The sequence below is a fragment of the Schleiferilactobacillus shenzhenensis LY-73 genome (assembly GCF_000469325.1).
GTDB lineage: Bacteria > Bacillota > Bacilli > Lactobacillales > Lactobacillaceae > Schleiferilactobacillus > Schleiferilactobacillus shenzhenensis.
Map to the genome: position 1 here is coordinate 9,590 of NZ_KI271615.1, position 10,232 is coordinate 19,821.

7 protein-coding genes are annotated in these 10,232 nt (G+C 54.8%); 2 read left to right on the top strand and 5 right to left on the bottom strand.

Going from position 1 to position 10,232, the window contains the following annotated elements; all coding sequences use genetic code 11:
- Positions 1-108 precede the first annotated feature (108 nt).
- A complete protein-coding gene (locus tag L248_RS14245) occupies positions 109-1,515 on the top strand; it encodes an MFS transporter (RefSeq protein ID WP_022530966.1) in 1,407 nt (468 codons plus the stop codon).
- Between the two features lie 70 nt (positions 1,516-1,585).
- Here the strand turns inward: L248_RS14245 and L248_RS14250 are convergent, their stop codons facing one another.
- The 5 genes from L248_RS14250 to L248_RS15985 form a co-directional block, all read right to left on the bottom strand.
- Positions 1,586-3,292 carry an ABC transporter ATP-binding protein gene (locus tag L248_RS14250; RefSeq protein ID WP_196812051.1) on the bottom strand — a complete coding sequence of 569 codons (1,707 nt, stop codon included), beginning with the start codon at positions 3,290-3,292 and terminating at the stop codon, positions 1,586-1,588.
- A 178-nt stretch (positions 3,293-3,470) separates the two neighbouring features.
- Positions 3,471-4,355 carry a sce7725 family protein gene (locus L248_RS14255; RefSeq protein WP_022530969.1) on the bottom strand — a complete coding sequence of 295 codons (885 nt, stop codon included), beginning with the start codon at positions 4,353-4,355 and terminating at the stop codon, positions 3,471-3,473.
- Complete coding sequence (locus L248_RS14260; protein WP_022530970.1) at positions 4,352-5,065, bottom strand: hypothetical protein; 714 nt, start codon at positions 5,063-5,065, stop codon at positions 4,352-4,354. Before L248_RS14260 ends, L248_RS14255 begins: the two co-directional genes overlap by 4 nt.
- Positions 5,040-7,418, bottom strand: a complete 2,379-nt coding sequence (locus L248_RS14265) for an ATP-dependent DNA helicase (RefSeq protein WP_022530971.1) — start codon at positions 7,416-7,418, stop codon at positions 5,040-5,042. The genes L248_RS14260 and L248_RS14265 overlap by 26 nt, the downstream gene beginning before the upstream one ends.
- A gap of 263 nt (positions 7,419-7,681) precedes the next feature.
- A complete protein-coding gene (locus L248_RS15985; RefSeq protein ID WP_155828692.1) occupies positions 7,682-7,840 on the bottom strand; it encodes a hypothetical protein in 159 nt (52 codons plus the stop codon).
- 322 nt (positions 7,841-8,162) lie between these two features.
- Between L248_RS15985 and L248_RS14270 the strand changes: the two genes are divergently transcribed.
- The gene (locus tag L248_RS14270) at positions 8,163-10,196 is read left to right on the top strand and encodes a class III lanthionine synthetase LanKC N-terminal domain-containing protein (protein ID WP_022530973.1); all 2,034 of its coding nucleotides are present in this window, start codon (positions 8,163-8,165) and stop codon (positions 10,194-10,196) included.
- Positions 10,197-10,232: the final 36 nt, after the last annotated feature.

Below are 10,232 nucleotides of genomic sequence, written 5' to 3' on the forward strand. Positions count from 1 at the left end.
TTTCGCCAAGCGTGCTCCACTAAGACTTCTCCTGCAGTTGGTTTAGCCCAAGTCGCGCTCCGGTCTCTTTTTTCACCCAAAAATCTCTGCTTTCGAAAGGAGTTAATCGTGGAACAAACAAATTACGTTGATGATCCGACTGTTCAAAAGCACCGCTGGTGGATTCTGACGGCGGTGGGCTTCTTTACTTTTATGTCGACGCTGGATGGTAGTATCGTCAATATTGTGCTGCCGGTCATCAGTAAAGACATGCATATCATGACCAACCAAGCGGAATGGATCGTGTCCATCTATCTGCTCGTCATCTGTGCGCTGTTGCTGCTTTTCGGCAAGATTGGGGACAGCTTTGGCAAGATCCGGGTCTTCCGGGTGGGCACCGTCCTCTTTACTCTGGGCTCGCTGCTATGCGGGTTCAACCATTCATTATGGTTTCTGCTGGGGGCCCGGGTCGTACAAGCCTTGGGGGCCAGCATGACCATGAGTACCAATAACGGCATCATCACGGAAGTCTTTCCCATGCAGGAGCGGGGCAAGGCCCTGGGCTGGATCGGCTCCTTCGTGTCCCTGGGCGGTATCGCCGGCCCCGGGATCGGCGGGCTGCTGCTGGCCCAGCTGCCCTGGGCCTATATTTTTTGGATCAACGTCCCCTTGGGTTTAATTGCCATTCTGATGGGTCACTTTATTCTGCCTACAGACATCAAGCGGGCCACCCGGCCCATCGACTGGCCGGGGGCAATCAGTTTTGCCATCGCCATCATCAGTTTATTCCTGGGGATTTTCATGGGCCAGGCTATGGGCTTTACCAGTCCGCTGGTTCTCCTGCTTTTTGGCGCGGCTGTCCTGGTTTTCGCCGTCTTTGCCTGGTGGGAACAAAAGCGGGCCAAAGATCCGCTGCTCAGCTTCCATCTGTTCAAGAACCTGGACTTCTCCATGAGTCTGTTCACCGGTTTCTTGATCTTCGTGGCCAACTTCTTCTTCAACGTGATCGCACCGTTTTACTTACAAAACGCGCGGGGCTTAGGCCCGAATACGGCCGGGTACCTGCTGATGCTGTTCCCGGTGGTGCAGGTCATCGTCTCACCAGTTTCGGGTTCGCTGCAGAACCGCTTTGCGCCGGAACTGTTGACGACCATCGGCCTGGTCATCTTGTCCGCTACCCAGATCGGGTATATGACCGCAACGCTGTCCACGCCGCTGTGGTTCTTCGGCAGCTTGGTAGGCATCATGGGCTTAGGTAACGGAATCTTCCAGTCGCCCAATAACACGATTGTGATGTCTACCGTTTCCCAAGCTGATTTGGGCGTGGCCGTGGGTATCTCCGCGTCGACCACCGTTTTGTTTGCCTCCATGAGCCGGGCCTACGGTAAACCGACCACCAATTACATTGCCGGCCGGCCAGATGTCTTCCTGGCTGGGATGCACACCACGCTGACCGTGGCGTTTGTGATCTGCCTGCTGGCGGCATTGATCAACTTATGGCGGTACCTGCGCCGGCGGAGCCGGACAGCAGCGTAAGAGAAAAGAGCGGAATGTTTCTTCCTCTGGACATTCTTGTCCAAGAGAAGTCGTTCCGCCTTTTTTGTACTTACGAATGATCATCGACAGTTGTTGCGGCGGGCACCAAGCCAAGCCCGTCGAGCGCGTGCCGGACAGTGTTATCGGTATACGGTCCCCGGGACAGGATTCGGCCCTGATCGATCACGATAATCTCATCCGCTTTTTCGAAAATGGGCTGGTTGAAGCGGTGGGTGATGAAGACGAGCCCGCCGGCGGCCGCAAACAGTGTGTTTTCAATTGTTGCGGCGATGGCCGGGTCCAGACCGCTGGTGAGTTCGTCGTAAATCGTGAAAAGCGGCTGACGCAAGCGGTTGCGGGCCAAGGCCAGCCGTTGACGTTCACCGCCGGAGATAGCGGTCGACCGGTTGCTGAGCTGGCGGTGCAGCCCAGCGGAATCAGCAGTGAGCAGCTTTTGTAAACCTGCCTCTGTCAGTGCTGTGCGCGTTTGCGTTTCCGGCACATCGTGAAATACCGTGACGTTATCCTGCAACGTGGCGTTAAACAAATAGGTGGTCTGATCAACGTAGGTGAGGTGGTCCGCAATATCGGCAAAGGCCAAATCATGAATGTTGTACCCGTCGATGGTGATGGTGCCGCTGGCGGCGGCGTAATAGCCAAAGAGCTGCCGGACCAGCGTACTTTTTCCGCTGCCGCTCTGACCAACAATGATATATTTTCTTGATGTCTGGAGCAATAAGTCAATATGCTGAAGCAAGGGCGTATCATCAACGTGCAGACCGACGTCGTGGAATTGAATCGTGTGGATCGCCGGGTGCAGTTTCGCCTTTGGTGTACTGACAGTGGTGCGGTCCAAGTATTTCTGTACCTTCTGCACCACCGCTCGGCCACCGTAGAATGTAGACAGAAGATCGGCGGCCTGAAAAAGCGGATTCGATATGAACACCATGAGTTGGGAGAAAGCGACTGGCTGACCTAAGGTGATCGTGCCCCGCAGTACTAGGAACCCGCCCAGCAGCCAAGTGCCCACATACTGCAAATCGTTAAACAGGTTCAAGAATTGGCCGACCAGCTTTATGACCAGCTGGTTGTGAATCTCTTTTTGTGCCAAGCGGTCAGCAGCTTGCGCAAACAAGTCACCAAACCGGCTGCCCGTAGCGTTCAGCCGTAAAGTCGAGAACCCATTGATGAAGTCGTCTACCCGATCGTTGTAATGCGTGGTTGCCGCCACGACCTGGGTCTGAGCGTGTTCGGATTGCTTCTGGGAGAGGAAGGGCATGGCCATCGAGGGGATACAGAGGAGAATAATGGCCAGCGTGACCCATGGACTGATGAAAATGGTGCCCGCCAAGGCAATCAGCAGCTGCCAAGCCAAATAATACGCACGCAAGGACGTGCCGTAGTAATTGTTTTCGATGATTTCAACCTCTTTGTTAAACTTGGCAAGGTAAAAGCCATGGTTTTGACTGCCAAACTGAGCAAAGGAGCGCTGGCTCGTGGCGGCGTACAGATCGTCGCGCAATAGTCGGCTGCCTTGGGCCAACAAGCGGGAGCGCTGAAAGCTTTGGGCAAAGTAAGTCGCACTTTTGCCGAGCAGATACAGCAGAATCCCAACGCTCAACCAGAGATAGGGGAGATGCTGTTTGCCGGTGACGACGTCCGTGATTATTTGTAAAACCCAGGACAGCGCGACTTCACAAAGAGCTGCCAGCGGAACGAGCAAAAGGTAAGCTGCAAAACGCATTGGTTGACGGCGCATGTAATTAAACGGAGCCATTCTTATCGTCCTCCCGTTCACCATCAGCAGAGACGAAGGATGGCGGTCTTGAAGAAAGACCGGAAGGGGCCACGCTTGCTGAGATTAATTAACATGGTCACATCGTACCGAAGTATGTTAGAAAAGTCAACCGGTGAATTATTGAATTATGAGGAATGACCATATAATATGAGGCTCCTTAATCAGGAAGGCACACTTGAATCGACACCAGCAAGTGCGCCATACTCTGTTTTTTGATCACTCCGAGACCGGGATAATGGTCAATATCACCGTAATGCAGCAGCATCCGTAACGGGTTGTCCCACAGCACCGCATGCCGGTGGCTGGCCAGCCACTGGCGCAGTTCGCCTTGGAGATAGGCAAATTGTTCGGCTTGGCTGCCGCCGACCACCGGGGGCAGAAAGTGGTGCAGCCAGACACCGCCGGCGCGAAAATAAGCGATATGGAAGGCAATCGTCCCATGGGGCCAGCCCTTATCGAAATAAGGCGCACCGTTGAGGGCGTAATCACTCACGCCGACGAAGCCGTGACCGGCGGCCCAAGACTGTTCTGTAAAGAAGGGCGTGTCAGCGTACTGGCCGAATTCCCGCGTGCGGGCGACACGGGGCCATGGGTCGTGGAGAAAGATCCGGCTCGGATGGCGAATTTTGGCCAAAATCCGGGGATCGTCCGGCACGACGACATACTGAGCCTTCGCTAGTACCGCTGCCGGCGGCAGATGATGGGGATCGTCCAGCAGCAAGACTTGGCCTGCAGGGAAGGCGAGCCCCGGGCGCCACCACCAGCCCTGCAGGATATGGGAATCAGCTAATAAAGGATCGAGCGGATACCGTTTCTCTGTACTCAATCCGTAGGTGCCGACGCTGGGGTTCTGGATGACCACGGTGGGCAAGTCCGCTCGGCTCCGCTGCTTCAGCACTCGAGGCAGGACCGCCGCATCGCGGATCGGTTCGATGATCGGAACTACCTGCTTCGTCAGGGCGGTTTCTTCCATCAAAAGCTGCAGGGCCAGCAGGTCGAATTGCCGGCCGCGGAGCAGCGGCCAGTAAGTGAAGTCGGTCATGGCAGCAGCCCCTGGCCGGCTCGCCAGCGCCAGTAGCTGGCTTCCCGGCGCAACCGGGCATTTTCCGCGCGCAGCGCCGCTGCTTGGTCGGCCAGGTCGGTGATGGCTTCCTGGTTCAAGTCCTGAATGAAACGGTCGTAATAGGGCGGCGTGGGGTACAGCGGGTCGGTCAGCGGAGCCCGCCTCTTCAGCTCCCGGTAGAGCTGGTCGGTGCCGAAACCCTGGAGACCCTGGTCCATGCGCTTGGCCTTGTCCACTTCCCGGGTGAGGGCGTGGAGGAAGCGGTCCAGCAGTTCATCTGCCGGTACTTGCAGGGCTTGCTGGCGGGCCGGTTTGATGATGGTCAGGTAGCCGGGATAAGGCGTGGCGACACGGTCTGGGTCGGCTTTCTCAAAGGGGCGGTAAACGAGGACACCCACGTGGCTGGGGATCTCGGCGGCGACTTGATGATAAAGAGCCAGGGGCAGGACGAAGTAGTTGTAGTGGCCGACGAAGGAGAGTTGGGCGCTGGAGTGGAAGTCGCTCTTGGTCACCTTCAGCTCGTAGCAGCGCCACTCGCAGGTATTCGGGGCAATCAACTGGCAGGCCAGGGTGTCGACGATGCCCCGGTCGGCGGGCATGGTCACTTCCTCCACCACGGCCGCGCCGGCGTCGCGGCAGTAACCGTACAGGGTGCGTTCCAGGTCAAGCGTGAGGGCGGTCTTGGTCATCAGAATTCTGCTCCTTCCAGAAAGCCGTCAAGGCGGCGGTCAATTGGGTATCACTGTGCACCTGGGCCAAATGGCGGGTCCAGGACTGGGGCAGGTAGCGCTGGTAGCGCGGCTCGGCGAAGCGTCCGTCCAGCAGCAGGATGACGCCCCGGTCGTGCATCCCCCGGATCAGCCGCCCGCCGGCTTGCAATACATTATTCAGTCCGGGCAGCTGGTAAGCATACATGAAGCCTGCGCCGTTGCGCTGGTTGAAGTAGTCCTTCAGCAGGTTATTGCGGAGAGAAAGCCCAGGCAGACCCACCCCGACCACCGCTACCCCGATCAAGCGGTCAGCCGGCAGGTCAATGCCCTCGCCGAAAGAGCCGCCCAGGACGGCGAAGCCGATGCTGGTCACCGTCGGCGCGGCGGTGAAGTGGGCGAGAAAGGCCGCCCGTTCAGCAGCGGACATGCCGCCGGTCTGGGCGAAGGCGGTAATGTCGGGATACGCGGCGGTGAAGGCCGTGTAGATCTGGGTCAAGTAACTGTAAGAAGGCAGGAATACCAAGTAATTGCCGGTGCGGGCGGCGGCCAGAGCGGCCAGGGCGCTCACGATGCGGTCCTGGCTGGCGGCCCGCTGCTGATACGTGGTGGCGATGTCGCTGCGGATCAAGACCAGCTGGTGGGCGGCGGGAAACGGTGAAGGTAGCTGATAGGCCAGGCTGTCACTGGGGTCCGCCAAGAGTTCCTGATAGTAAGGCAGTGGCGTCAGCGTGGCGGAAAAAAGCACTGCCCCGCGGCCCTTATGCAGACAGTCGTTGACGAAAGGGGCCGGATCCAGACACAGCTGGGTGAGGCGGACATCATGGCCGTGTTTCTCAACGACGGTCTTGTACTGATCGCCATAAAGTTCCGCAATGCGGGTGTAGGCCAGACAGTCGAAGTAGACTTGCAGCAGCTCCGGTTCATCAGTGCCGGCCGGCTGGGTGGGCAGCCATTCATGGAGGCGGTCGACGAAACGGTAGACTTTCTCATTAAATTCTGTGAGCGGGTCGGCGCTGACGAAGGGGTCGGCTTCCGGGTGGGCCTTGGTCACCGCGGTGAAGGCGGTCCGCAATTGGCGCAGCGCGTTGCTCGGTTCCCGCAAATGCCGCGTCCGCAACGCTGTCGCCAGGGTGCTGAGCCCGCGGCTGCTCACGCTGGCGGAATACATATCCCGGGCGCGGTGGATCAAGTTGTGGGCTTCGTCGATGAGGAAGAACTGACCAGTGTCCGGCTGGGCGAAGAAGCGCTGCAGGAAGACCAGCGGATCGAAGAGATAGTTGTAGTCACAGATGACGACATCTGCGAAACGGGCGGCGTCCAGGGAAAATTCGAAGGGGTCCACGGTGTGTTTCTTGGCGTAACGTTCAATGACCGGCCGGTCGATGAGCCGCTCGTGGGTGATCAGATCCTTGACGGCGGCCTTGTTCCGGTCGTAATACCCCCGGTAATAGGGACACAGCGCCGGGGTCCGCTTTTCCGGCGGGCAGAAAGAAATCTTGTCCTTGGCGGTCAAGGTGATGCAACGCAGCGCGGCCCCGTGGGCAATGAGCTGGCGGCAGCCTTCCTCGGCACTGGCCCGAGTCGCTTCCTTCGCGGTGAGGTAGAATAGCCGGTTGAGGTGTTCCCCGGGCATCGCTTTGACGGCGGGGAACAGGGTCGCCATAGTCTTGCCGGTGCCGGTGGGCGCCTGGACGAAGAGCCGCTGCTGGGTGTGAATGGTCTTATAGACGGCGGCAGAGAATTCCCGTTGTTGAGGCCGAAAGTGGCCGAAGGGGAAAGTCAGCTCGGCGATGGAGGTGTCTCGTTCTTTCTTCAACGCTTGGCGGAATGCCAGCCAGCCGGCATAATCCGTCGTCAGTGTCGTGAAGTAGTCGGCCAGATCGGCGGCGGACAGCGGCCATTGCTGGCGGGTGATATGCTTGGTCGTCGTCTGGTAGTAAGTGAGCTGGAGAATGATGTGGTCCAGTTCTCTGTCTGCACACAAAAAGTGGCCGTAAACGGCCGCTTGGGCCCAGTACCGGCCCAGGGCATCATCGGTCAGGTCGGCAAAATCCAGGGCACTGGTCTTGATTTCTTCCACGACCAGCGTGCCCGTGGCCGGGTCCGGGAAGACACCGTCAGCCCGGCCGTCGATGGTGACCTCTTCACCGGCCAACGGGAGGGTAGTCTTCAGGGCTACCTCTTTCTCATAATCCGGCCCGGCCTGTTTTTGCAGCAGCCGGTGGATACGGGCCCCTTCTTGGGCGGTGTTGCTGCTGGCTTGAGCCTCGTCCAGGTCGCCGGACTTGCATTCGAATTCCACCAATTCTCGGACACCGATGCGCTGGACCATGGGGCACCGCCTTTCTCCTTAACAAAGTATTCCCATTATAGAATGAATATTTGCCCCGTCCAACTTGTTTCTTGCGGTACGGGGGAAAAGGCACGCAGCGGATACAAAGGGCAAAAAAACAGACCTACCCGAGCTCTAATGGAAAAAGGACTCGGGCGGGTCTGTTTCACTGGTGACGAGACTATCAAAAGAGATGTGGATCGCCAGTATCCTGTAGCTGATGGTAAGGAACCCATGAGCCGCGCTATCAAGCTGCCACTTGATTAAACCGTGGCAACTTCGTCTTCAACGTCGGCAATGCAATGGATGGTAACAGTAGGGCAACCCCCGGTGTTAACTTCATCCGCGCTTGCATCGGCGCGGTCTACGGGCAATTCATAGAGGTACTGAACTGTCCCATTCTGTTCTGAATTCTTTTCCATGAACAAGCCTCCTACATTTGCTAAGGATGTGAGCCAATCACCCACAAGGACCAGAATAGTCCCTGAGGTGTTTGATGTTAAGGAACTTTCAAATTTTGGGCAAATAAAAATTTATTAGCCAATTTTCGAGACATTTCCTACCATCAAAAACTAATTGTGGTACGATTGTCTTTGACGTTTGTATGCCATGCTGTGGCACCTGTGTGGTTTTCAGTTTCATGAAATTAACACGTTCTGTCCAGCAAGAAGATTTAACAATCTTTGAGCGTGGTAGTCAGCATTGTCGGTTACTGATGAATGAGGAGAAAGGAATCGTGGGCTAATGTCAGAAAAGAGTACGGTCGTTACCGATTATCGCCAATTAATTGACGCCAATGCAAAAATCTCTGTCAATGACAATTTCATCTACGTAAATTATCCGGGTACGGTTCAGCATGACTTTTTCTGGAAGTTTCACGTTACCAGCACACTGGAAGATTATCCGTTGGTTGCTCATATTGCCATTAGGTTGCTCAACCAGCAGAAAATGGATTTCAAATTCGTGAATTCAATTGATAAAGTGTACTTTTTCCTTGGAGGAAGTATTTCCGCTGCGGAGTCAGGCAAACTGATCACGGTATATCCGGCGGATGTAGAATCCATGAAAAGTGTGATGGTTAAACTGGAACAACGATTGTCGCTTTTTCATGGACCTCAAATATTAACTGACAGAGCGTTTGGAGAGTCAGACACTGTCTATTACCGTTTTGGAGAGGATCGGGGAAATTCTGAGCACAGATTATCTGGTCCACACGGAGAGATTTTTATCGATGATCGTCGGCCCGTATTTCACATACCCGATTGGCTAGGCGATCCATTCACGTCGGAGACGAAAACCGCTTATACTGGAAGTGTGCTGCAAGACGAGTATCGGCTGACGAGAATCATTCATCACAACGCGTGGGGGGTAGTAATGAAGGGCAGCGATAGAGAAAGCAACGCCGCCGTTTGCATTAAAGAGGCACGCAAGGACGTTCTTGGCTATTCCTTTGGTTCTACAACCAAGTTGGAGAAACGGGCCTCGGAATATGTCATCTCGAATCTGTTATGGAAAGACTGCCCCTTTGTCGTCAAGCCCGTCGATTATGTCGAGGAACGCTTTTCGACGTTCTTTATTTACGAGTGGGATTCGGACAAAACACTCATCAACTTTCCTGCCAAGGTTACACCATATACGAAATTGGAGATTTTACATAAGGCTTGTGATGTTTTGTCACAATTGCTGTCTGCAATTTCAAAAATTCATGACGCCGGATTCGAAAACATTGATATCTCGGCGGCCAATCTGACGTGGAGCGGTCAACGCCTCAGATTTGTTGATTTAGATTCCCTGTTGCCTCTAGGGGCCCGATTTCGTGATCAAACAAAGTACTACTGGCTTGACGTGTTTAAGACAGTTAGTGGGACTGCCGCTGATTTTAGACGGGCCGGTATGCTGGGCCTTTATTTGCTAGGGGACTACAACTATTCTCTGACTCAACACAAGAATATTTCGCAAACTCTGCATTTGGTGTCGTCAGTATTGTTTCGTCGTGGATTGCCGTTAGCCGTGGTTGATTTATTGACATATCTCCTGCTGGAGCCCAATCCCGAAGCGTCAATTGCCATAAAAAAAGCAAAATACGCCATGGATCAGAGCAGGGAATCGCCTGAAAACCAAGATATCAACAGCAAAACGTTCTTTGCCGACCTATTAAAACATCACCCGATCACGGTGTTTGACGTTCCTCTCAGTACTATCATCGAATCTGATGAGGTACATAAAATGTATTTTGCAAAGCCGATGGTCAGATCATTGCCTACCGGACTTGCCGGGCTAGGCGGCGCATTGTTGTTGGCCGACAGGATGCCAAAGGCGGAGGGTGCTCGTTTACGCGGGTATGTCACAGAAGAAGTTCAAAACAGGTTATCCACTAGAGACACAGACACAGATGTCCGCCGCTATCATGACGAAAATGTCTTTTCTCCATATCTGGAGGAAGGCACTGCTGGTCTTTTGCTAGGCATGTTATTTTCAAAAAATCAGGCAATGTATAAAGCGACACTGGCACGAGTGCTGCCATCACTTTCAGCTCTTATTACCAAGTCCCCAGACTTATGGGGTGGGTTAACGGGACTAGTATGGACGGAGTTAGTCGCGTATTTGACGTTGGGACAAAGCAGCAATGTTGAACTTGCCTCTGTCAAAGAACAGATCGTTTCCATAATTGACATGTTGGTCTTTCACGATGGCAGCGGGCATTTTTATCTGTTTCCTGATGATGAAACCCAGGACGAGGGCGCGTACCAACTACAGCCTGAATTATGCACAGCTTGACCAAAATCTGGATTAGTTCGGTTTATCATGCGGATT

Excerpts from the sequence above, each read along its gene's own strand:
- L248_RS14255 (WP_022530969.1), bottom strand. The coding sequence starts at position 4,355 with ATGACCGACTTCACTTACTGGCCGCTGCTCCGCGGCCGGCAATTCGAC.
- L248_RS15985 (WP_155828692.1), bottom strand. The coding sequence starts at position 7,840 with ATGGAAAAGAATTCAGAACAGAATGGGACAGTTCAGTACCTCTATGAA.
- L248_RS14250 (WP_196812051.1), bottom strand. The coding sequence starts at position 3,292 with ATGGCTCCGTTTAATTACATGCGCCGTCAACCAATGCGTTTTGCAGCT.
- L248_RS14270 (WP_022530973.1), top strand. The coding sequence starts at position 8,163 with ATGTCAGAAAAGAGTACGGTCGTTACCGATTATCGCCAATTAATTGAC.
- L248_RS14260 (WP_022530970.1), bottom strand. The coding sequence starts at position 5,065 with ATGACCAAGACCGCCCTCACGCTTGACCTGGAACGCACCCTGTACGGT.
- L248_RS14265 (WP_022530971.1), bottom strand. The coding sequence starts at position 7,418 with ATGGTCCAGCGCATCGGTGTCCGAGAATTGGTGGAATTCGAATGCAAG.